The following is a 23,802-nucleotide window of genomic DNA, read 5'->3' as shown; positions in this document are numbered from 1 at the left end:
GTTTCGCCGATTGGAGCAATGCACTCGCTGATTGATGGCCCATTTTCGCCGATTGAAGGTTAATTTTCGCCGATTAACTCCTCATTTTCGCCGGTAAAATCCCATTTTTCGCCGATTGACCACAAATCATCGTCAATCGCTTCTACAATTTCACATTAAACTAGTAATCTCACTATCTTCCATCTACTTTTTCTTGTAATGTTCCTTCAAAACTTTCATCCAATCTTCTTCAAACACTGTGGACGTCCCCCATCCTTCCACAATGTTGTTCAAATTCACCATGTTGACTGGCTCGCTTGCTTCACGAAGCTCATCTTGAGAAATTAATGCTGCATCTAGATCAAAATGCTGTGGCGTTTCTTCTCCAGCTAATTTTTTTGCTAAAATTCTTAAGTTAACTGCGCCAATTGTTTTTGGATCAACAGCCGCAGTATATTTCCACGAGCTTCCTTCTGACTGGATTTCTTGTAAATCTGCATTGGAAACATCAATTCCGTATATTTTTATCTCATCGCGGCCTGCTTCGCGAATTGCACGAGCTGCCCCAATTGCAAACGCATCCCACGTTGCAAAGATTGCATCAATGGAGCCTTTCGGATGTTTGTTTAACATCGCGGCTACTGCATTTTGCGTTTGAACGGATGTATCGGCTGCCGCTACACCGAAGCGCTCAACTTCCTTCAATCCTGAATTTTCCGCTAGTACTTGTGTATACACATTATTACGTCTTACCATTGGAGGGAATCCGTCTACCCATAAGTACACGATGTTCGCCTCTCCATTGAAGTCCGCTACTAACTGATCGAGCGCAAGACTTGCCAGTGCTTCATCATCTTGAGATGTTAATGTGACACCTTCGATAGAAGCCAAGTCTGGGTTTGAATCAAACGTCACGACGCTCTTTCCGTTATCAACTAACTTTTTCACCGCATCGACTGTTGCAGCGTCGTCACCGTGAGAAATAATAAAGCCATCAAAATCTTGATTTAATGCTTGTTCAATTGCATCGTGAAATTTTGCTGTATCACCGTTCGCTGTGAAAACTTCCACCTCAAAGCCTAGCGATTCGCCCTCTTCTTTCGCTCCTGCAAGAAATTGAGCGGTATGGTCATCCCCTCCAATTTTTCTTATTACCTTGATCTTTGCTCCATCCCCTGTAGCAAAGCGTTCTGGGACATTCTCAAAAGATACGTTATTCGATTGGTTAGATGAGCTTTTGCTTGAATTACATCCTGTTAACAATAAAGAAAAAGCTAGGGTTGTTGTTATTGCGGCTTTCCATATTGATTTTTTCATTTTTGTTTCCTCCTAATTAAGTAGTTTACTGTCTTAATACTGACTCAGTTGTTTTAGAATGTTTCCTCCAATCCCACCACGAAATTTGAGAGGTTTTTTGAACAAAGAAAAAACCTCTCTAAAAAGAGAGGTTCATACGGCAGACAATATCCGAACTTCCTCTCTCATCTTCCAAAACGACTAGTAAAGTCGCTTTGCAGGATTTAGCACCAATTCCAAGTAAAAATGGAACGGTTGCCGGGCATCATAGGGCCAGTCCCTCCGCCTCTCTTGATAAGAGATCAAGTATTAAGTTGAATTTCATATTTACTACTTTAATTCGGTAAAGGCAAAATGTCAACACAATTTAGAAAATTCATTCGACAAATTTCGGGTGGTGCCTGGCACCTGTAAATCTTTGGCACCTGTAAATCTTTTGAAACTTTTTTGTTTTTGGTACGTAATATTGATTAGACCATTGCATTATAGTGTTGTGTTATGATGGGAATAATTACATTTCTTTTATTATAGGAGGGATTGGGATGTTTCGTTTTTTCAATCGTGTTCGTACTGTTGTTTCTTCTGAGTTGAATGCATTATTAAATAAGGCTGAGGATCCAGGGAAAATGTTGGATCAGTTTATTTTAGATATGGAAAAGGATATTGCAGATGTCGAAGCAGCTGTAGCAAAGCAAATTGCAAACGAGAAAATTTTGTCTAAGCAATACGCAGAGGCTGCAGACCTTGTTGCTAAACGCGAAGAGCAAGCGATTAAAGCGTTGCAATCTGGTGATGAAGATTTAGCTCGCCGTGTGTTAGAGGATAAAAACAAGCAGCAAGCACAAGCTCAGTCTTTGGATCTACTAGTAGAAGAAGCTACAAAGCTATCGGAAGAATTAAAAGAAAAGTTGCGTGAAATGAAAGACGAGTTACGTGACATGAAGATGAAGAAAGATTCGTTGAAAGCTCGTTCGGAAAGTGCGAAGGCGCGTGCCAAAGTAAACCGTACAATGTCTGGAGTCGGAACTGGCGCAAAAGCTGGATTTGAGCGCATGGAAGAAAAGGTAATGCATCATGAAGCACAAGCGGAGGCTTCGGAAGAGTTACGTAGTGCGAACAAATCGTTAGATGACGAGTTAGCCCTGTTAGACCGCACGAGTTCGGTGGATGATGAGTTAGCGGCGTTGAAGGCGAAGTTAGAAAAGAAATAATAGATTTGATTGGAGCAATTAACGTGGGCGGTGATCTGCCCTTGTTTATTGCTTTTTTTGAGGTTGTTTTTGCTCGTTGTTAGATTGCGTTTAGTGTTGGATTATTTGTCCTCTCGCTCGTTCGCTGATAGAAGCACGCTTTCGCTGATAATTTATTAGTTTCGCTGATTGAAGTCTGTTTTCGCCGATTGGCTATTATGGTCGCCGATTGTTTCCTCATTTTCGCCGATAAATTGCCGGTTTTCGCCGATTGAACCCGCATTTTCGCCGATAAACTGTCAATTTTCGCCGATAAACCTCCTCCCCACCAAAAATTCACACCCAGCCAATCAACCTTTCTCACCGAAATTCACCTAATCGGACAAATCCAGAATGAAAACATCCCCTACAAAGCAAAAAACACTCCCCTATCTACAAATTTCATAGATAGAGAAGTGCTTCACAATCATTCAAACTAGCCCTAAAACTTCCGTCCGCCTCCGCGTGAACCGCCACCGAAGCTTCCTCCGCCGCCTCGAGATCCACCGCCGAAACTTCCGCCACCTCCGCGTGAACCACCGCCTCCGCCGAAGCCGCCTCCAAATCCACCGCCAGAACCTCCACCAAAACCGCCTCCACCGTTATTACGGTTTCGGGCAGCTGCTGCGGCCGCGGCTGCTGCAGCACGTCTTTGTTCTTCGGCGCGAATCCGACGCTCTTCAGCGACCATTTCATCGACAATCCGCCTGCCTATCGCAATTTCTCCACGCGCATCAGCATATTTACCTTCGTCAATTAAACGAGCAATTTGCGCTTCACACGCCCCAAAACGAGATTTATAGTTGGACATTAACAACCTTAAGCCAAGTCTCCTATCAATGTTTCGGTACGAGTGTTGCAAATCTTGCCACTCGCGCTCGACTTTTCGTTTTTCCTCTAATAAACTATCTGCTTGCACTTCCAACTGAGCTAACTGCTTCTCCGCAAGCACAGCTTTATCCGTAACTAATTGTAGATGAACTGGCTTACGATCCACTTCTTCCCGTAAAAACTTCAAATCCTCCAGTAATCTACTAATTACAAACAAATCTACTGGCAGTTTATGCTGTGAAACTTTCTTATCTAAATCGGCAACCCGCTTCAAAGCAGATTCCACCGATTCTGTAACAGAACCACGTTTTTTCTCCAACTGATCAAACGCTGTAAAGCACGCTTCGAACAATTCGCGCACTTTCGCAAGTTCTGCCAACATGGCCACTGTTACTTCATTTGCTTTCTTGTATTGCTGTACATCGGGATTCAATGCCTCTGTTACTACTACAATCTTCTTATCTATTTCTTCCACGAAATCTTTCATCGTAACAAAATCCGCTTCCAAATGGCTCCACAACACTTCCGCATAGCCACTATTAAGCCTCGTTCGCTCTGCCCCAAACTTACCATCTAACCCTTTATAAGCTGGCAGTTCCTCTGACACCGCCAAAACACGCTTCCGGGATTCATCGCGGTATTGAATTAGCGCACCCACTCTTCTCTTCGCATCCGCTAACAACTCAACAATCGCCACTCGACTTTGGTCGGCACGCTTCACATTTCCAACTTGTAACTCCGCCAAAAATGCTTTTAACACGTCACGAGCCTTCAAGATCAAAGAAGCATAATCTTCGTCGACTAACAGTAAGTTTTGTTGGGACACCAAAGTTTTCAGCTCTCGTTCCGTTTCCAAAATCATCGGCTCGAGCGTTTCTCCTTCTTCTAGTAACTCCCCGAGCAGCTTCACGTCTGAGCGCAAGTCCTCGACACTTTCGCTAACTTCCGGCAGTATGGCATGGGCCGCTGAAAAATCGAACGCGTCGTCTAACGCTACCGCTCGCTTCAATCTACTATTTGCGCCTTCCATTTTTTCCAAAAGAGCAGTGAACGAGTGTCGGTGCTCTAATCTGAATTTTTCCACCGTACGCGAACATTGTGCGAGCGTTTCGGTGAATTCTTTTAATTTTCGGTTCGTGTGCATTTCTTTTGCCGTTAAGCGTTGCACTTGCTCATTTACCTGCTGAAAGTTTGCTTCTTGGTTGTTGTAATTGTCTTCTAAAGCGGCAATTTCTTTTTTCCACTTCGACTCCACTTGTGCGAACCCGAAAAAATGTTTGAATAATTTTTCGTTTTGCGCGTTGGAAAGGAGGCGTTCTAGTGTGACTTCGCTTTCTTTTGCTTCTGTTAAAAATTGAGCCAGTCGGTCGTAGAGTTGGCGAAATTCCGCTTGTGTTGTGCCTCTGCTCAGTTTTTGCTTATCGCTTGCTTGATTAAATGGATCGAGTATATTTCCAAGCAGAGCTTTTTGTTTTGCGTGCAAAGTTTGAACAAGGTTCGTTATTTGCTTTCGCTTATTGATTAAATAGATAAAACGGCCGATGATGGAGATTGCCGTGATGACAATAAGTATAACTAACAGGGCAATAGATGAGCTGCCGCTGTTTTGGGTTGGTGCAGGCGTTGGGGTCGCTGGTTGGTTAGGTTCTGTAGGAGGAACTCTTCCACCTGTCCCAACTTCTTTTGAAAGCTGTTCGACTTTGCCGAAAAGGTTGATCATTCCCTCACCAAACCGGCCTTCGCCTGCTGAGACCATGAACCTTTCGTCTATTAATCTACCGATTGCGTCGGACCCGCCCATTAGTTGGATCGCTCTATCGATCTTCGTTAGTTTGTCTACGTTCATGTATATTTCGCCGTCGCCAACAGAAATAAGGACGGTCGCATCATAGCCGCTCGATTTCATTTCATCGAAAAGTCTGTCTGCTTCTGATGCAATGGGTTTTCCGTTCAAGCTATCTATCGTTCTGACGTAATAGCGGAACTCGGAATTGGCGAAAGTGGATTGAAGTTCACTTATTTCTGCTTGCGAAAAGAAGCCTCCATTATCGTCCACTACCACTTCGGCAGAAGCATTTATAGGTAAAAATAAAAATAATACAAGTAAACTAGTAAAAATGATGCTAATTCTGCGAACCTTCACGCCACATTCCCCCTTTTAACTCTCCGTTACAATTGTATGTAAAGTAATACGAATAAAGGAAGAAAAAGTTGCAATAAAATTATTCGACAAATTTCGGGTGATACCTGGCACTTTTGCATTTGTGCAAAAGTGCCAGGCACCTAGAAAAAAATGTAAGACCAGATTTCTAGTGGTGTGTGTTCAATGCCACTGTGAAATCTGGTCTAGTTTTTTATTTTTTTTGTTTTTTTGTTGAATGTGAGAGACCAAGTGCTTGTAGTCCAATTTCGGCTAATTTTTGTTGGCCAGCAATAGTTGGGTGGATGTCGTTGAGGCGAACGAATTCTGCTTGGTTAGAACCGTAGGCCGCGTTAGCATAAGCTATTTTTATGTTTTCATGTTGGAATGCAGTAGCATAAATTCCACCATTAACTAGAGGTAGTATCCCTACCGCTAACGCATGTAACGGGGCATTATCTTGAAAAGGATTGTAAACATCGTATACGACCACAGGTGCATCTGTAAGGCTTCGTATTTCAACTAAAATAGAGTTTAAATTACTTAACATCAGACTGTTTTGGAGACCTTCATTTATACATAGTCCAATAAACGGACCACACGCTTGTGCTGCCCCTAACACTTGCAATAAATCATTACTACCAATATTTAGTGTAATATAATCAGCATGCCGAATCGCTTGACGGTATTTTTCGTCGTGTTAGATGGTTGGTAATAGGTGGTCTGTTCTCCAACCAGGGATTGCTAAGTTTCTTACCCTTAGGTCTGCTGCATCTCCCATAAGATACGGAAAGGCGAATTTAGAAGGCTCGAAGTTGTCTTCTCCTAAGTTGTATCCGAACGGAATGGAGTCTCCAAGCGCTACTAATGACTTTTTAGCGTTGTCGTTTTTTGCAAAGGCGGGCGTAGCTAAAACTAAACTGGCTACTATTAATAAAATAATGGTACGAAAAATGTAATTCAAATCTTTTTCCTCCTCTATTAATCTAGTTACCATTCTATTATAGAGAAGTAGAATTTTGGATTCTGTCGAACGTTATTGAGAACAGCAGCTACTACTGAAAAATCGTTCGACAAACTTCGGGTGGTGCCTGGCACTTGGGGTTAGGCACATGGGGTTTATTGGTAGTTAAGGCTGATCATTTTCATTTTGGTCATTTCTTTGATGGCGTATTTGACGCCTTCGTAGCCATAGCCGGATGATTTGTAGCCGCCGTATGGCATGTGGTCGAAGCGGGTTGTTGGTACGTCGTTGATGAAGACTTGCCCTACTTCGAGTTGGTGGCCAAGTTGTAGTGCTTGTTTTAGGTTGTTTGTGAAGATACCGGCGTTTAGGCCGTAGTCGCTATTGTTCATTTCGCTTACTGCTTCTTCTGCGTTTTCGACAACATTGATGAAGACGACTGGGCCGAAAACTTCGTTGCAGGATACTTTTGCTGCTGTTGCTACATTTGTTAAAACGGTTGGTAGAATGCCGTTATCTTTTGCTTCACCGCCAGTTAGAAGGGTGGCACCATTTTGTATCGCTTCCTCGATCCATTCTAGTATTCTAGCTTGTGACTTTTTATTTATTAGGCTTGTTACTACTGTACTCGGGTCAGTTGGCTCGCCATATTGTAGTTTTTTTGTTACTTCCACAAACATTTGGATAAATTGTGGGGCAAGCGCTTGGTGAACGTATATGCGTTGCGTACTGATGCAAACTTGCCCGTTGTATGCAAAAGCTCCAATAACGGCTTTTTGCACAATGGATGGTAGGTCTTCTGCTACTGTTTCGTCGACGTACAACGCGGAGTTGCTGCCAAGTTCGAGTGTTACTTTTTTCAGGCCGGCTTGTTGTTTGATTAGTTTTCCAACCGTAGGGCTACCTGTGAATGAGATTTTTTCGACTCTAGCGTCGTCTAGTAAAACCTTTCCTAATTTTGGGCCGTCTCCTGGTACGACGTTAATTGTTCCAGTCGGTGCTCCTGCTCTCGTGATGATTTCTGCTAACTTGAAGCTTGATAGCGGCGTTTGCTCGGATGGTTTGATAACGATCGTGTTGCCGGCTGCGATAGCTGGACCGACTTTGTGTACGGTGAGGTTCAGCGGGAAGTTGAATGGTGTGATGGCTCCGACAACACCGATTGGTTCGTGAATGGTGAAGGCATCGCGGCCGGCTCCACCTTTTGCTGCATCTAATGGGATGTATTCACCTGTGATGCGCTTTGCTTCTTCTGCCGAGAAACGTAGTGTTTGGATAGAGCGCTCCACTTCTAGGCGTGAGGCGGAAATTGGCTTGCTCGCTTCTGTTGTGATGAGGTTTGCCACTTCTTCTTTTTCGGCTTCTAGGATGTCTGCTGCTTGGAACAAAATTTCCGCTCTTTCTAGTGAAGTGAGAGTTTTCGTTTTTTGGAATGCTGTGTGTGCTGCTTCGATGGCAAGTTGCATTTCTTCTTCTGTGCTATCGGCGATGTGGGCGATGATTTGTTCTGTGTGTGGGTTGTGGAGTGGGTACGTTTTTTTAGACTCCACATATTTACCGTTTATATAAATTCCGTTGTTCATATAATGACCTCCTCTATTCGTCTCACAGACTTATCTCTTCTATATTATTCGAGACTAGCTTTAAACATGTGAAAAATGGGGACGGGTTTATTTCACATCAAGATGATGGGAAACGAACCCCGTCCCTGCTTTTCATTCGACAAAATTCGGGTGGTGCCTGGCACCTGGAATTTTTCATGATGAGAAACGAACCCCGTCCCGACTTTACATTCGATTATTCGACAAATTTCGGGTGGTGCCTGGCACCTAGTTTTGTGACGGTTAGGGTGTAGATGGTTAGGGCCGTCCAGATGCACATGAAGGCGATTAGGTGTATTTTGGTGAATGGTTCGTTGTAGAGAAATACGCCTAATAGTAATGAGATGGTTGGTGCTAAGTATTGTAGGAGCCCGACCATGGATAGAGGTATTCTTTTGGCTCCACTTGCGAACAAAAGCAAAGGTATCGCGGTTGCGACACCGGCTCCAATTAAAAATACAGTTGTCATGACGTCCATACCAAACGAAGCACTACCTCCAGTTTGCAAGACGCTCAAAAACAGTAACGCACATGGAGCGAGCAACAATGTTTCAATGGTTAATCCCATCACTGCGCCTAGTTGGACCATTTTTTTCAATAAGCCATAAAAGCCGAAGCTGAAGGCTAGGGTGATGGCGATCCATGGGAAAGAGCCGAAGTTGACGGTTAGGATGAGTACGCCAACGCTTGCGATGATGATCGAGATCATTTGCCAGCGTGATAGTTTTTCTTTTAACACGATGATACCGAGCAAGATGCTGACGAGCGGGTTGATGTAGTAGCCAAGGCTCGCTTCTACAATGTTGTTTGTGTTAACCGCCCATATGTAAAGGCCCCAGTTGAGGGTAATGCAGATGGAAGCTAGCGTTAGGCCGATTGCTCGTTTTTTGTTGGCAAATAGGGTTTTTAGTTCTAATGGGATGGTCGAGAATTTTTTCATCGCTAGTAGGATAACGAGCATGAAGACGAGTGACCATAGGATGCGATGAGCGAGTAACTCCCAGGCTGGGACGTGTTGGAGTACTTTCCAATATAGTGGAAGGAAGCCCCAAAGTATATAGGAAAACGCGGCAAAAAGGATGCCAGTTGAATGTTCGTTTGTAGATGTGAGTTTCATAGGTGGATGCCTCCTCTTCGAAGAAAGATGTTTTAATTGAATCAATTTCACAATTACTGTTCGTTTAGTGAAAAACGAATGTTCCGTATATTATAAAATAACGTTCGATAAGAAAACGTAAATTATATGAAAGAATAGGTTTAATATTCGTTTTTCACTTAGTAATTGTACATTATGAAACTCACTCAGTTAATATAGTTTATGAGGATTAGAGTGGAAAATCAATGAAAATATTTCGACAGACGAATGAAAAGTGAGGACGGGGTTTGTTTCACATTTAGAGGATGTGAAATGAACCCCGTCCCCATTTCTCATTTTTCTCTTTACACAATCAACGCTTGAACTTATAGTGAAAGAATACATATGAATAGGGGTGGGATTTTTATGCGTTTTCACAAACTTCTTTTGGCATCTATTTTCACGCTAGTTTTATTGGCTGGATGTTCTTCTGATTCTAGTAAAGTAGTTGGAGAATGGGTAGATCAGTTTGGGGTAATGACTTTTGAATTTAAGAAAGATGGAGCGTACACGCTAGATAGCGGGTATGGCGGTAATGAAGGAACTTATGAAGTGGATGGTAAAAATTTAACGTTAAATTTTAACGATCAAACACTTAAGTTTGCTTATAACTTCAACGGCGACAAACTAGAACTTAAAGGCGAAGGCGACGTGCAGCCGATTGTGTTGACGAAGGTGGAATAGTTTTACTTAATAAATAATAGAAAACCTCCTAATACTCGTTTAGGAGGTTTTTTTGTTGTGAAACCTTCTTGGTGGTACAAGAATTTTCGAGTGTTGCCTGGCACTAGTTCAGGCACTGTTTGTTTATATTTAAATTATGACTTAAGGTTAGGCTATTGGCTGTTCTACTTTTTCTTTTAACTCTTCCAATTCTAGTAGGTGCATTTTGGAAACTCGTATATAGTTTTCATTGTTCTGTTTTAACCTAACTAATAATTCTATATCTTCATTTTTACACACATGTTGGCATATTTGGTTATATATTGCATTTGCCATCTTATTAGATTCAGTATCTATCCCTTCTAGAACACTAGTTAAGTATTGTTTTTCTATATGACTCTTCACATCAGAAAAAGTTGTTTTTATTTCTTGTGCAAACTTATTTTTTTCATTTTTATGTGTAATTGCTTTCCAAACAGCACCAACTGTAGCACCAACTAGCAATACTGGAGGTAAGATAGCACCAATTGCACCAATTAATGAAACACTAGCAGCAGCAGGACCTAGAATAGCAGTGTACACCGCTGCAGTTGCACCATAAGTTCCAGCTACAATTGCACCTTTCCCGGCACCATCGAGAAGTGCTTCCTCACCAGATGGAGCTCTACTATCTAACTCTTTTAGCTTCATTTGAAGAGATGCCAGATTATTTTTATAGTGGATTTGTTGTTCCGCTTCTATCTTTGATGCTAATTCTGCAGAAGCTCTTTCCCATTTGGTCATAAATTGCTTGTGAATATCTTCATACTTTTCTTGCAGTTGTCTTTCCAACGCTTTTTCCGAAAGAATATCTTTTAGTTCTTCTGATAGTTCTTTTGACTCTCTTGTTTTTGAAAAAATACCTAACTGCTTAACTTTCACCATCATTTCTTCTTTTTCACGTTCTAAAAACTCTAACTCAAACCAGTTTTTCAAATCTGCTTGTAGTGCTCTTTTAATATTCTCATTAAAAAAAGAGATTTCATTTTTCCTAACGTCTAAATCCGATATAACTCTTGCTATATCTTCATTAATGTTATCGTGGAATAAACAATCTTTTTCAATTAACACTTTGGATGATTGAATAATACTATGCGTTTGTACATTTTCACTATTACGTTCAATATTCGTCTCTAAATATTCCAACAGTTCTAATAAACCAGATATCCTTAGCTTGTCTTCATTTCCTTCCAACTTACCTTCAAGAGCTGATTTTGCAGAGATTGCCATAATGTCTTCTACGTATATATCAATCTTTTTTTCTAAATAGTTTACTAGCTTATCAGCAGGAGTATTTAATTCATCTACTCGGTTAATTAGGGCAATTATTGGTTTTCCCATCATTGCTACTTCTTCTAACTTTCCCTCAATATCTGCTTGTCCAAGTACATGGCCGTTAAACACCCATAAAATAACATCGGCAGACTGAATAAAGCTTTCCGTTCTTTTTTCATTTGCCTCTCTAACTGTAGCAAGCCCAGGTGTATCAATAATATGTAAACTCTTTAAACTTTTTAATGGAAATCCTAATTTCACATAATCAACGTTTTTAAAGAAATCCATATCGGTTCTTTTCTGGTCTAAGGTTTGATATATTTCATCTAACGTCCCAACAATATTTTCGTTACTACTTGTTGTGAAAATAGTTCCGTTTGCATTCTTATCATAAGAAATTTCAATAATACTAGCTGTCGTTTCTGCTACATTAGTAGGTGACAGAACCTTCCCTACCAATGCGTTGATTAAAGTAGACTTCCCTGCTTTTACCTCTCCCATTATTACTAACTTTAAAGGTGTTTGGCATTTTTCAATTAACGTATTTATATCTTTATCAATTGATTTCATTGCTGGTTTTATACTTTCGGAAAGCGGGCCTAAGTTCATATTATTAGACCAACTTTCTCTAACAGGAGACTGCTCAAAATGTTTTGCAGTTTGTTCTAGTTTTTTTTGAAGCATCAAATGAATTACCTCCTCATAATACTAGATTCTTTTTTTGTATGTGACTGGATAATAATCTCTTTCACACTTAGCGCTTGAACTGGCTGACTGATGGTGTTACTCCAATTTTTTAAAACATCTAAGACTGATTCGGAAGTTTCACTATTTCCATACAGAGAAGAAAAAGTTTCATTACATGTTAAATAAATATTATCTGTAATAATCTCGATTCGTGTCATTAACTCTTCTTCCATTTTCTCTTGCATTTCTTCTGTAGAAGCGTTCAACGTGCTAAGTAAATTGGATTGTACTTCTCCAAGTTTAAATTGTTTTGCAATCCATTTTGTAAAACCCCAATGGGCAAGCAACGGCCCTAAAATAAGACCTAATGGGCCTAATAATAATGCAGCTACAATTGAAATCCCAGCTCCAGAAGCAAAACTAATGTCATCTGTATCTAATGTATGGTTATTAAAAGCTACTGAACTTTGTGTTTTGACTAGATTTTTATTTTCTAGCTCCGTAATGTCAATGTGCTTATATTTAGAGAATGTTATTTTGGGTTTAATCAGTTTTTCAATTGATACTATTTCTTCAAAGATATCCTTTTGAAGTTTCCCCATCTGTTGACTTATCTTTTGTACTCTAAAAATATCTTTTTCTAAGTAAGACTGTCTTTTACTTTCTGAATCAATATCAAACAAGTCGCCAGCTCTACTATAAATATTATCTTTCACTTCATTTTTATAAGCTGCAATAGTTGTTTGAATACGTTTTTTCAAGGTGTCCATTTTTTCCGCTATTTCTGAGTCAAACAATAGTAGACTTTTAATCCGATTATGATGATCCTTGTATAGTCTGTTATATAATTCTGTTAAAAGTATATTAAGTTCCTTATCTAATAACGTTATTGCATTGATTTTACTTTCCATTTGTAGCCTTCTACTATTTTGAAAAAACACATGATTAATCGTATACTCTAACTTTTCCATACCGCTTCGTTCTATTTGTTTGTTATCGTTATTTTCTATCCCTTTCAATGCCTCAAAAGCTGAGATAGGGATAATATCACTAAAGATATCACCATATATATCTTTAGCTTCTTTAATAATCCTCTCTACCCCTTCTTCCCCACTTCTTTCTCGGATCTTGTCTATTCTATTAAGAACAGCAATTATGTTCGTCGCTTTTTTATTACCAATAGTATCAAGATGCGTGTTGAGTTCTTCTAGTAATTCTTTCGATTTTGCAGCAGAAATAATTTCTGCATTAAGCATCCAAATTACTCCGTCAGCCTTATGATAATATTCTTGTATACTTACGCGTAATTCTCCCATTATATTTTGAAATATCCCAGGCGTATCAACCAATGAGAAGTGCTTAAGAATCGGAGTGCGCTTAACACCCCACTCTACTTCTATGACATCTGATTTATAAACCAGTTTTTCTTCTAAATACTGTTTGAATTCTTTTTTCTCAGCTATTGTTTTATACGATTTTGACTTTTGTTTAAATTCTTTACTTACCAATTCATCGGATTCATCACGTTTCTTTTCCTCTTGAAGAATAAGCTCTTTTACCTCATCTTTTTTCAACAGTTGTTTACGGTTATCTTTATATTTAACCACAGCACAATGAGCTGGTAATGCTGGATTAAAGACGTCAATTTTCCATGTTTTCGGTAACTCATCCATCGCTGCTTCATTCGATCTCATTAAAGCATTTAATAATGTCGATTTTCCATACTTACCCATACCCATTACAAACAACATAAATGGTTTATCCAAACCGTTTGCAACACTATTATACTTTTCATAAAATGTTTCTATCTCTTCTACATAAGGTTTTAATATGGAGGATTTTTCATAGCCTTGAACAGACTTTAGTCGGCTTATTTGTTCTCTGACCAGACTAGCTCTTTTAATAATTGTTAATTGCAAGTTACTTTTTACATTCTTATCGTAATATTCTTTAATATTTAAAAATGTCGACTGGTACCTTTCAGCAAAGTTACGATATTGTTCTGCATTCATCTTGCTTAACCCGCCAAAACATAAATGAGAATTCCAACAGAAATCGCTGAAATAGATATCTGAATATATTGAAGTTTCATCAGTTTCTCATGTTTTTCATTTAAAACTTGAATTAAGTATTCTTGGTTATTATCCATTTTCTTTTCCATACTAGTCGTGTAGTCATGGACACTTTTCTTAACATTTTCCAAGTTTTCTAGTAGTTGTTTCCTTGAATTATTTGTATTGTTCTTACTTTGATTTTCAAAATTCTTTAATGTTTCTTCTAATATACCAAACCTTTTCTTCACTTCTTTAAATGTTTCTTCTGAATTATTCTTTGTAGCTTCGATTGTTCGAATTAATTCTCCCAATTTATTTATAGATCTATTAAGTTCTGGCATACTTCTAGTAAAGCTTGATGTATTTGCTTCTATTCTTTCAAAAACTGTCGTATTCATTAGCTCCAGACTAATATCTTTTAATAATTCATTGAATTCCTGATAAATCGGGTCTTGTACCGTCATCCGTGTTCCCTCTCAATCTTATAATCATTATACGAACTAGTTATAATGTACTATCAAATACATTCTATATGTTGTCGAAATTTGTTATAAAATTGAATTCTTTTCAAAAAATTGGTGAAAAATAGGGACGGGGTTCGATTTCTCATCGTAATAATTACGATGAAAAATGAACCCCGTCCCCGTTTCACATTATGATCTTCTTGCTAAGTAGCCGCCGCCTAGCATTAGGAATAGGATTCCTAGTAGCATCCAGTTGTACGTGTTGGATGCTGTGTTTGGCAGTTTATTACCTGCTTTGTCTCCTGCAGATTTTTTATCTGACTTATCTTTTTTCTCTTTATCTTTATCTTTCTCTTTCTCTTTATCTTTGTCTTTATCTTTGTCTTTATCTTTTCCAGCTCCCGGTGTCGTGCCTTCACCTGGCTCTTCCCCATCTCCTGGGTTAGTTCCATCACCCGGCTCTTCCCCATCTCCTGGTTCCGTTCCATCACCCGGTTCCTCACCATCTCCTGGCTCAGTTCCTTCTTCTGTGCTCACCTTAACAACTACAGTCGTTAACGGCTCCAACGTAATGCTCTCGGAAGTCCATTCAAAACCAGTACGCTCTGACACTTCCACAACACCAGCTTCATCTCCGTCCACAACAACGATTCCAGAAGTTAAATCTTCTCCAAGTGTAAACGTTCTTGCCTGCATATCCGCGTTCACGAACACGTAATACACATCACCGTTTGTTGCTTCGCTGCGATAAGCAACAACTACATCGCGCTCCTTCACTTCCGGCGCCTCTACCATCGTCACATTCGCATCCACTAATTCCTTCGTACCTAAACGGAACGCATCTGTGGAACGACGTAACGCAATTAGACCAGCCGTGTACTCACGCGTCACGTTATTAATCGGGAACAACTCTGCATTTGTCGCCTTTTCCCAATCAAATCGGTTAATAATATCCGACGAATCATAAGAATCGTGGATAAAGTAAGGGAACAAGAACGGATTGCCATCTTTATCCGTCATATATGTTGACTTATAAGGTGCCTCCGCAGCCTCTGCTCTCCACTGCTTTGTACGCCCAAACTCTTGGCCAGCATGGATAAATGCCGTACCTTGCGACGTTAGTACCATCGCATTACCAATTCGGATACGCTTATGAATCTCCAAATTATTTTCTGCAATATCAGGGTCTTTCTTAATCGACTGTGCAATAACATCGTACAACGTTAAATTATCATGTGCTTCAATATAAGGAACAACATCACCAGGTTGATCCGCCACGAAGTTATGTGGCTGCGCTTTTATGTTATCAAAAATCTGACTCACATTACGAGCTCCACCTGTAATGAAACGAGGCTCCCCTTCGCTACCGAAACCTGACTTCAACTCATTACGGAATTCATCAGAAAAACTTCCAACTGCCTCTGTATACTGCATCCAATCTTGGTCAGCCGCTTGCACCGGGTCTCCTTCATCTCCTGCAAAAGTGCGCCAGCCTTCCCCGATCATCACAATATTCGGATTTAGTTCTCGGGCCTTATCAAACGCCATTTGAATACTTTCTGCATCATGGTCACCCATCATATCAAAACGGAAACCATCTACTTTGTACTCACTTACCCAATGAAGAATCGAATCAACTAACACACGACGTGCCATTTTATGTGTGGTACCTAAACGTCCACCACCAAAACTTGTGCGTGGCGTGCCATCTGCATCCATAAAGTGATAATAATTCGGCACTAGGTCTTCAAGAATCCCAACTCTCGCCGTATGGTTGTAAACAACATCTAGAATAACACCCATATCACGCTTATGAATCTCATTAATTAAATTCTTAAATTCGGCAATTCTCAGCTCCGGATCATTCGGATTTTCAGAATACATACCAGATAAAGAGAAATAACTGTGCGGGTCATAACCCCAGTTGTAGTTCGTTTGCGTTGACGCATACTCTAGCATTCTCTCGCCATTTTTCAGCTCATCCCCAAAGAAATAGCTCATAACAGGTAATAGCTGAACGTGCGTCACACCTAGTTCTTGAATATAATCTAATTTTTCCACAAAAGAAGCAAACGTACCGAACTGCGCTTTTAAACTTTCCGCAATATTCGGATCGGACGTAAAGTCACGAACGTGCACTTCATAAATAATCGCATCTTCACGCTTTTCATAGCCAGGGATGTTTGCGTAATCTAAATCTGGACCGATGCTGCCAATATCCACAATTGCCGCTTTCCCTACAGGGTCACCACTAGTATGACTCCACGCTGCCATCGACTTCGCGTAAGGGTCTAACGCTAACTTCGTTTCACCATTATGTGTAATCGCGTAGTGATAGTAGTAGCCTCTTAAAGAATCCAATCCCGTATTAAACATGGATAGTTCCACGCTCCACACACCGCGGTCTCCTTTTACCATGTCCATTTCACGAACAATCACGTTTTGGTCGTCTTTATCATATAAAACAACCTTTACATCTTCCGCTTTCGGCGACCACACTTTCAACGTCGCTGTACCGTCATGGTGCAACTCTGCCCCAAGCTTTCCGTCATAACCGTACATTTCATCGATTAAGCGCCAGCCAGTTTTCGCCAAAATCGTACGATCCCCAAGCGTTACAGTAAACGGAACTTTCTCTAAGTCAAACTCACCATGAAGCGTCACTCGCTTACTATCTTCAATCGTAATGCTTGTGACAACTACTGTGTTCCCATCAACATCCTTCATTTCTAATTGCTCCATTAAATCTTCTACATGCAATCCTTCTGTTGTTGTGAAAAGAAGGGTAATTTTCTTATCAGAAAGAACTTCCCCAGACAATAGCGCAATTGGTACCGCACCATATGGATCTGTGTACACACTGTCCTCTCCTTCTTTTACAAACAACATGTTATGATCTTTTAACATCTCGAACGTCATATCTCCAGTCTGTTGGCCATTGTTTTTATTCACAAAAAGGAAGCCAATTTTTTCTGCGTTGTCTATTAATTTTATATCATAATACGCCCCATGTTTCCCAACACCAGCCGCATCTGCCGCACCATTTGGCCAACCGTCAGAAGGGGACTGTACATCATGCCAGTTCCATAAACCCCAACCGTCATAATCATTATTATTTCGATCATAATGAATACGCACTGTGTTTGCTGGCAAATCAACTGGTTCATATAAGGACACTTGGTCTGAACCTTGCTTAATCCAAAGCTCATTAATGTCTGGCGAGAATAGCTCTACCCATTTGTCTTCGCCATCTTTATCACCATTCGTTACGTTCAACACAAGGAATCCGATATTCTCGGCACCTTTTTTCATTGGTACGTCAACGTATGCACCGTAGCTCGTCACTTGATCCGCTTGGAATTTCGTCCCGCCAGATGGCCAGTTTTCCGAAGGTGATGCTACATCGCCCCATAACCATAAGCCAAGGTTTTCGTAACTATTATCTGTTCGTTGATAATGAATTCGAATCGTATCTGCAGGAATTTCACCCACATCACCCTTTGGAAGTTCGCTTAAAGAGCCGTTATCCACTGTGAACAAGGCCGTCCCACCATCTTCCATCGAAGGAAGAGATAACGTTACATGGCCATTTTTATCAGCAGCATGGGTTGTGTTCTTGTAATGGTTTGTTACGACCGCATGTTCAGAACCGGCATTTACTGTTATTTCTTTTGTAGCTTTAGCTGTGTTTAAGCCAACGTATACGGCATCACCGTTGTAGCTGCGCGAGAATAGTAAATATTGGTCTTGGTCTGAGCCCGCTACCTTTTCACGAGCGCCTTTTGCAAAAACTGTCGCATGTTCGTTTCGGAATGCTAACACTTTTTTGTAGTGCGCTAAAGTACGGTTCCCATCAATCTCCTGCCAAGGCATGTTTTGTCTGTTGTCATAATAAGGATAGTTAGCTTTGCCACCAAGGCCAAGTTCTTCTCCATAATAAATAACTGGCTGGCCTTTAGCCGTTAGTTGTAGAGAAGCTGCTACTTGGTATTTCCCTAAGTCGCCACCAACTATTTCTAGGAATCTTTCTTCATCGTGACTTCCTAAAAAGTTTCCTACTGTTGCTCCGTTGGATAGTTTGTTGTTTCTGTTTTCTAAACGAGATTGCGCCGAAAGGATTTGCCCATTTGCAAAGTCTCTAGCAATATTTTTAAACTCAAAGTCTAGTAACGAGTCCATCATACCGTTGTGTAAGTAACCGTGGTCATCGTTCGCATTTGCGCCCCACGACTCGCCGATCATTTTGAATTCCGGCATTTCTTTTGTTAGGGCATTTTTAAACGCCATCCATGTTGTGTTTTCTACATGTTTTACTGTATCCACACGGAAATAATCGATTGTGTTTCCGCTTTCTGTTCTTGATTTTTCAATCCAGTCGACTTGCCACTCGATAATTTGAGCGCGCACTGCTGGGTCTTCTGTAATGAAATCCGGTAATCCAGCTAGCTCCCCGCGGATTGTGTCCGTTCCACCTGCACGAAGCATTCCGTCGAAGCGGGCACGGTCTTCGTCTGTTGGGAAGTGTGGGATATGGCTGTATTTTGCGTCGTCTGCTTTTAAGCCGTAGCCTGTATGGTTTAATACCACATCAATCATAATTTTCATTCCACGATTGTGTGCCTCATCTATTAGCTCGTGAAAATCCGCCATTGTTCCGAAGTGAGGGTTTAGCTCACCGAAATTGCTCGCCCAGTAGCCGTGGTAACCGTAGTATGGCGTACCTGGCTCTGCATGTCTTACGTCGTATTTAATATTTTCTACGATCGGGTTAATCCAAATCGTGTTAATTCCTAGTTCGTTCAGGTAGTCTAATTTTTGCGTGATACCTTTGAAGTCTCCACCTTGATACGTACCTGGCTTTGTTTTGTCATACCCGATTCCGTATGGGTCGTTGTTGGAAGCATCTCCGTCGAAGAATCGGTCAGTAAGCATGAAGTAGATGATCGCTTCATCCCAATCAAAGTCTGCCTCTTCGCCAGTAAATGTGCGTGCTTTTACTTCTAGGATAGCTTTTCCTTGGTGGCGATTGCCAAATTGGTCAATCGCAACGATTGGTAATTCTTTTACACCTGCTGTAATCTTTTGGTCTACTGCAACGGTAATTTCGTTAAGTTCTGGATCGATGGCTACTTTTTCTTTTCCACCGATTGCCGATAGATTAATAGATACTTCACGAATTACTGCATCTGATTCTGTTGTATAGTCGACTGTGACTACTGCGTTTTCGTTGTAGTTCACCGCAGCCGGATATACGGAAGCGTTCACTTCTACGGCTGATTGGACTAGTTTGATTGTTGATTTGCCTAGAGCGGTGTTATACGGGTCTGTCACTTGAGTAGTTGTTCCGTCTATTGTGACAAAATAGGTGTACTCATGCTCGCCGTTTGGCACGTTTTCTAGCGTGAACGCGAAACGCTCATTTTTCGGCTGAGCCTCTAACTCGTAGCGCTGGCCTAAAATTTCTAGCTCGACTTTTTCTACTTTGTGCATTTCATTTGTTGTGTATAATGCTGGGTTACGGTAATAGAAATGAGCATTACCATCTGATATTACTGGACCTGCTACTTCAGGTACTGTATGGAAGTCGTATTCTCCACTTTTTACGTGGACTTTTGTTATTGGTTCTGTTTTGTGCAGAGTGATATTGCGGTCCGCATCAATGTCTTTTTCCGACCAATCAGGTTTGCGTACAATAAACCCTACACTGTCTGCATTTTCGGAAACTAGAATGGTCGCATACGCTTTACCATCTTTAAACTCGGTAAATTTAATGTCGCCATCTTTAACCCCGGTTCCCCAAACCCATAGGTCCCAATCTCCGTAATTTTGATCTGCTCGTTCATACGAAAAACGAATCTGCCTTTCGACTGACTCAGTTGTAGTTGTTTCAGCTGTCGCGGTTGTTATGTAGCCTGGAAACATGGAGATTACTAATAAAATAGATAAAAGTATTGCCATTCCTTTTTGAAACGACTTTCTTTTCATGAATACTGTGCCCCTTTCTAAATTGTTTGATTGCGTTGATGTGGTGTTTGCTTGAGCTAGATTTGTTACTTTCAGCTTTTGTCTCGGTGAGAAGTGTGGTGTTGCGTATTGCTGGTTGCTTGATGCTTGGTGATTAATGCTTGGTGTGTTGCGTTGGATTGTTTTGCGCTAGCTATGGTGATTGTTTTGTTGTGTGCTGCTTTCTGCTTGCTGTGTGGTGTAGCGCGTGACGTGAAACCGTTTGCACAAAGTTGCACAAAAAAGATGAATTCCCTTTTGTTGTAAATAAGTTTACAGTTGTGCAAACGCTATCATTACACTTATATTAAACGTACTATGAAAATATCAACATATCAATCACAATTTTCAAAATAGTACAAAAGTACCAGACAAGAGTTGATAACCAATGACGAATAGATTTGGTTTTTGGCGAGAAATAGGGACGGGTTTGATTTCACATTCAAAATGCGAAATCAAACCCCGTCCCCGTTTTACACCTATGCTGCTTTCTCTTTCTCCTCTTCATCCGCAGGTCTCGCCCTCTTAATGAAGAACGATAACCCTAACGAGACGAGCGCAAAGCATGTTGCGACGAAAAATGCATCGTTAATACCTTCAAGCATCGCGAGCAAATTGATTCCATTTCCACTAGTCGTATCCTGACCCATGCTCGCTGTATATCTCTCCGTCTGAATCGACATAATCGCTACAAGCAACGCCGTTCCAATCGCTCCTGACAACTGATTCAACGTATTATTCATCGCCGTTCCATGCGGATAGAACTTACGTGGCAATTGATTTAGTCCATTCGTCGAAACTGGCATCATCACCATCGTAATCCCAAACATCCTCACCGCATGCAGTGTCATCAAATAAAAATACGGAGTTTCCGTCGTTAATCTAGTAAACTGAAAAGTTGTCACAACCATAATGGTCAACCCGATAATTGACAACATACGCCCGCCAAACTTATCAAATAGCCTACCAGTCACTGGCGACATAAACGCCATCACAAGCGCCCCCGGCAACAACATTAACCCCGCATCCATCGGCGAAATACCGCGGATCGTTTGCACATATATAGGAAGCAACAACATCCCCGAAAACATCGCCATATTCAACACCATCGAAATCGCCGATGACAGGGCAAACATTGGATATCTATACACACCAAAGTTCAACATCGGCCGCTCCTGGCCGTTTTGCCTTCTAATAAACGTCACCAAGGAAATAACACCAATTACAATCGGCAAATACACTCGTGGACTTTCAAACCCAGCATTCCCTGCGGAACTGAACCCGAACAAAACCCCACCGAACCCGATCGTAGACAACGTCAACGAAACGAGATCTAACTTCAAGTTCACTTTCTCTTTTTTATCTTTCAATAAGAAAAATCCAAGCAAAAATATCGTAAGCGCTATTGGCCAGACGAAATGGAACAACATTCGCCATGCGTAATGCTCCACAATCCAACCAGACAACGTCGGTCCAATGGCTGGCGCGGCCATCATAATCATTCCGAACATCCCCATTACTGTTCCGCGCTTTTCAATCGGGAAACTCACAAGCAACACGTTCATTAGTAGCGGCATCATAATCGCCGTTCCACCCGCTTGCAACATTCTTCCCGTTAATAATAATGGAAAAATTTGAGCCATCCCGGCCACAATCGTACCGAACGCAAAAATTCCCATCGCCACCAAAAACAGTCGCCTAACGGAATATTTTTGGATTAAAAAAGCCGACATCGGCATTAATACACCGTTCACTAACATAAATCCTGTTGTTAACCACTGAACAGTAGCAGCATTCACACTTAAATCACTCATAATGGACGGCAGCGCAATGTTTAATAATGTATTATTTAAAAATGCGATAAACGCACCAATCATTAAAACCGTAATAATCCCATATGGCGGACGCTTTGCATCTGACTTCGAAATCGTCCCTATCATGGTAGCCATATTATTCCCCCTAATTTATACCACACGTTTAATATTTTATACTCTGATTATACTATTTTATACCGATAGTACATTATTTTCAAGAAAAAGTAATTTTGTTTATGAGAACGTTGCTATATATGCACTTTTCCTGTACTATTGACTTTATACTATGAGTCCAAAAAGTTAGGTGATTTCATGCATGAACGTAAAAAGCAAGTGTTAAAGAAAGCGCATAAACTGTTCGTTAAGAAAGGTTTTCACTCCACATCCATTCAAGACATTCTAGATGATAGTGGCATTTCCAAAGGTACTTTTTATAATTACTTTTCCTCTAAAAACGAACTGATTATTTCTATTTTCCAACTTGTATATGACGATTTCGAAAAAGAACGAAACGAACTTTTGATTGGCCATAAACGCTCGGATCAACAAATTTTCATTCAACAAATGGTGCTACAGTTAAAAACAAATCGAGTCAACCATCTTGTACCACTTTTTGAAGAGCTTGTGATGTCGAAAGACGAGGACTTAAAACAATTTATTTTAGATTTTCAACTGAAGATGTTAGGGTGGATTTTCGAACGATTCACTGACCTGTTCGGAGTAGAAAAGAAGAAGTATTTACTAGATTGCTCGATCATGTTTACAGCGTTACTGCAACAAACGATGAAATATGAGAGAAGATTTTCGGGTGGCTATCCGGAGGACTTACACAAAATCGTATCCTATTGCCTAAAACGCGTCACACACCAGTTGCCGGAACTAGAAAAAACAGAAGAGACTTTATTTAACCCTTCTTTACTTCTTTCTCGTTTACAACAAGAAAACTCACAACAAATGGAAATCTATGAACTAATCCAAGGTTTAAAGAAAAAAGTAGATTCAAACGTTCGCGCAGAGTGTGAAGAATTACTAGATTTCATATACGACGAGCTCGTTGACACGAAGAAACCTAGGAAGTATTTACTCCACAGCGCTGTTGGCGCGTTGGAAAGTTTATTTTCGGAGGAAGTTTTAGAAGAGTTAAAGCAGTATATTTAAAATATGAGGGCGTTGCTTTAGAAGTGGAAGTGGCGCTCTTTTTTTGTTTTCGTTTTAGCCGATTCCGCATGGCTATCGCCGATAAAACCACTAGTTCGCTGATAATGTTTTAGTGCCCGCCGATTGATTGCTTATTTTCGCCGATAAATCCTCCATTTTCGCCGATTAACTGCTCATTTTCGCCGATAGAATGCCATTTTTCGCCGATTGGCTCCATTTTTTCAAAAACAAAGGGACTAGGTTCACTAGACTCACTCGATAAGTAATGCCCCCCTTTCTAATATGTCATTATTTTTACGCATTTAATGCATTTTAGTGTCCGTTTCCATAGTAGATTCCGTCTTTTTCCGTCGATTAAACCTAATCCTTCCACTACCGTCTAATTTTTATCGGAAAATTCTCTTAAATTAGTAGATTTTCCTCTCTATTTGTTATATATTTTTTTTGAAATTACGAAAAGGAGTGAAACT

At 40.6% G+C, this 23,802-nt stretch carries 14 protein-coding genes and 1 riboswitch; of the genes, 3 read left to right on the top strand and 11 right to left on the bottom strand.

Features of this window, described 5'->3' with window-relative positions:
* Positions 1-183: 183 nt before the first annotated feature.
* Positions 184-1,296 carry a sugar ABC transporter substrate-binding protein gene (locus CDZ89_RS02525; RefSeq protein WP_100333164.1) on the bottom strand — a complete coding sequence of 371 codons (1,113 nt, stop codon included), beginning with the start codon at positions 1,294-1,296 and terminating at the stop codon, positions 184-186.
* Between the two features lie 161 nt (positions 1,297-1,457).
* Positions 1,458-1,576: riboswitch (SAM riboswitch) on the bottom strand.
* Between the two features lie 241 nt (positions 1,577-1,817).
* Here CDZ89_RS02525 and CDZ89_RS02520 point away from each other — a divergent pair.
* Positions 1,818-2,486 (top strand): PspA/IM30 family protein, encoded by a 669-nt coding sequence (locus CDZ89_RS02520; protein ID WP_100333163.1) that lies wholly within the window; start codon positions 1,818-1,820, stop codon positions 2,484-2,486.
* Positions 2,487-2,946: 460 nt separating this feature from the next.
* Here CDZ89_RS02520 and CDZ89_RS02510 read toward each other — a convergent pair whose 3' ends face one another.
* The 5 genes from CDZ89_RS02510 to rarD form a co-directional block, all read right to left on the bottom strand.
* The gene (locus CDZ89_RS02510) at positions 2,947-5,478 is read right to left on the bottom strand and encodes a septation ring formation regulator EzrA (RefSeq protein ID WP_100333161.1); all 2,532 of its coding nucleotides are present in this window, start codon (positions 5,476-5,478) and stop codon (positions 2,947-2,949) included.
* Positions 5,479-5,689: 211 nt separating this feature from the next.
* Complete coding sequence (locus CDZ89_RS02505) at positions 5,690-6,103, bottom strand: hypothetical protein (protein ID WP_100333160.1); 414 nt, start codon at positions 6,101-6,103, stop codon at positions 5,690-5,692.
* A gap of 72 nt (positions 6,104-6,175) precedes the next feature.
* Positions 6,176-6,439, bottom strand: coding sequence for an SGNH/GDSL hydrolase family protein (locus CDZ89_RS02500; protein ID WP_100333159.1), 264 nt, complete (start codon positions 6,437-6,439; stop codon positions 6,176-6,178).
* Positions 6,440-6,594: 155 nt separating this feature from the next.
* Positions 6,595-8,022 carry an aldehyde dehydrogenase family protein gene (locus tag CDZ89_RS02495; RefSeq protein WP_100333158.1) on the bottom strand — a complete coding sequence of 476 codons (1,428 nt, stop codon included), beginning with the start codon at positions 8,020-8,022 and terminating at the stop codon, positions 6,595-6,597.
* 214 nt (positions 8,023-8,236) lie between these two features.
* Positions 8,237-9,157 carry an EamA family transporter RarD gene (gene rarD, locus CDZ89_RS02490; protein ID WP_100333157.1) on the bottom strand — a complete coding sequence of 307 codons (921 nt, stop codon included), beginning with the start codon at positions 9,155-9,157 and terminating at the stop codon, positions 8,237-8,239.
* A gap of 384 nt (positions 9,158-9,541) precedes the next feature.
* Between rarD and CDZ89_RS02485 the strand changes: the two genes are divergently transcribed.
* Positions 9,542-9,859 (top strand): lipocalin family protein, encoded by a 318-nt coding sequence (locus tag CDZ89_RS02485; RefSeq protein ID WP_100333156.1) that lies wholly within the window; start codon positions 9,542-9,544, stop codon positions 9,857-9,859.
* A gap of 147 nt (positions 9,860-10,006) precedes the next feature.
* On the opposite strand, the gene CDZ89_RS02480 is transcribed toward CDZ89_RS02485, so the two are convergent.
* The 5 genes from CDZ89_RS02480 to CDZ89_RS02460 form a co-directional block, all read right to left on the bottom strand.
* A complete protein-coding gene (locus CDZ89_RS02480; RefSeq protein WP_100333155.1) occupies positions 10,007-11,836 on the bottom strand; it encodes a dynamin family protein in 1,830 nt (609 codons plus the stop codon).
* An 8-nt stretch (positions 11,837-11,844) separates the two neighbouring features.
* On the bottom strand, positions 11,845-13,851 hold the full coding sequence (locus tag CDZ89_RS02475) for a dynamin family protein (protein WP_100333154.1): 2,007 nt from the start codon (positions 13,849-13,851) through the stop codon (positions 11,845-11,847).
* A gap of 5 nt (positions 13,852-13,856) precedes the next feature.
* The gene (locus CDZ89_RS02470) at positions 13,857-14,357 is read right to left on the bottom strand and encodes a hypothetical protein (protein WP_100333153.1); all 501 of its coding nucleotides are present in this window, start codon (positions 14,355-14,357) and stop codon (positions 13,857-13,859) included.
* 189 nt (positions 14,358-14,546) lie between these two features.
* Positions 14,547-20,342, bottom strand: coding sequence for a pullulanase (locus tag CDZ89_RS02465; RefSeq protein WP_100333152.1), 5,796 nt, complete (start codon positions 20,340-20,342; stop codon positions 14,547-14,549).
* A gap of 497 nt (positions 20,343-20,839) precedes the next feature.
* Entirely contained in the window at positions 20,840-22,300 is a 1,461-nt protein-coding gene (locus CDZ89_RS02460; protein WP_100334248.1) for an MDR family MFS transporter, read from the bottom strand.
* Between the two features lie 186 nt (positions 22,301-22,486).
* On the opposite strand from CDZ89_RS02460, the gene CDZ89_RS02455 reads away from it, so the two are divergent.
* On the top strand, positions 22,487-23,332 hold the full coding sequence (locus tag CDZ89_RS02455) for a TetR/AcrR family transcriptional regulator (protein WP_096156537.1): 846 nt from the start codon (positions 22,487-22,489) through the stop codon (positions 23,330-23,332).
* Positions 23,333-23,802: the final 470 nt, after the last annotated feature.

The sequence above is a fragment of the Bacillus alkalisoli genome (genome assembly GCF_002797415.1).
In the GTDB taxonomy this organism is placed as follows: Bacteria; Bacillota; Bacilli; order Bacillales; family Bacillaceae_I; genus Bacillus_CD; species Bacillus_CD alkalisoli.
The sequence above is the reverse complement of the archived record's forward strand: the minus strand, read 5'-3'. Positions and strand labels throughout refer to the sequence as shown.

Excerpts from the sequence above, each read along its gene's own strand:
- CDZ89_RS02525 (WP_100333164.1), bottom strand. The coding sequence starts at position 1,296 with ATGAAAAAATCAATATGGAAAGCCGCAATAACAACAACCCTAGCTTTT.
- CDZ89_RS02520 (WP_100333163.1), top strand. The coding sequence starts at position 1,818 with ATGTTTCGTTTTTTCAATCGTGTTCGTACTGTTGTTTCTTCTGAGTTG.
- CDZ89_RS02495 (WP_100333158.1), bottom strand. The coding sequence starts at position 8,022 with ATGAACAACGGAATTTATATAAACGGTAAATATGTGGAGTCTAAAAAA.
- rarD (WP_100333157.1), bottom strand. The coding sequence starts at position 9,157 with ATGAAACTCACATCTACAAACGAACATTCAACTGGCATCCTTTTTGCC.
- CDZ89_RS02485 (WP_100333156.1), top strand. The coding sequence starts at position 9,542 with ATGCGTTTTCACAAACTTCTTTTGGCATCTATTTTCACGCTAGTTTTA.
- CDZ89_RS02480 (WP_100333155.1), bottom strand. The coding sequence starts at position 11,836 with ATGCTTCAAAAAAAACTAGAACAAACTGCAAAACATTTTGAGCAGTCT.
- CDZ89_RS02475 (WP_100333154.1), bottom strand. The coding sequence starts at position 13,851 with ATGAATGCAGAACAATATCGTAACTTTGCTGAAAGGTACCAGTCGACA.
- CDZ89_RS02470 (WP_100333153.1), bottom strand. The coding sequence starts at position 14,357 with ATGACGGTACAAGACCCGATTTATCAGGAATTCAATGAATTATTAAAA.
- CDZ89_RS02465 (WP_100333152.1), bottom strand. The coding sequence starts at position 20,342 with ATGAAAAGAAAGTCGTTTCAAAAAGGAATGGCAATACTTTTATCTATT.
- CDZ89_RS02460 (WP_100334248.1), bottom strand. The coding sequence starts at position 22,300 with ATGATAGGGACGATTTCGAAGTCAGATGCAAAGCGTCCGCCATATGGG.
- CDZ89_RS02455 (WP_096156537.1), top strand. The coding sequence starts at position 22,487 with ATGCATGAACGTAAAAAGCAAGTGTTAAAGAAAGCGCATAAACTGTTC.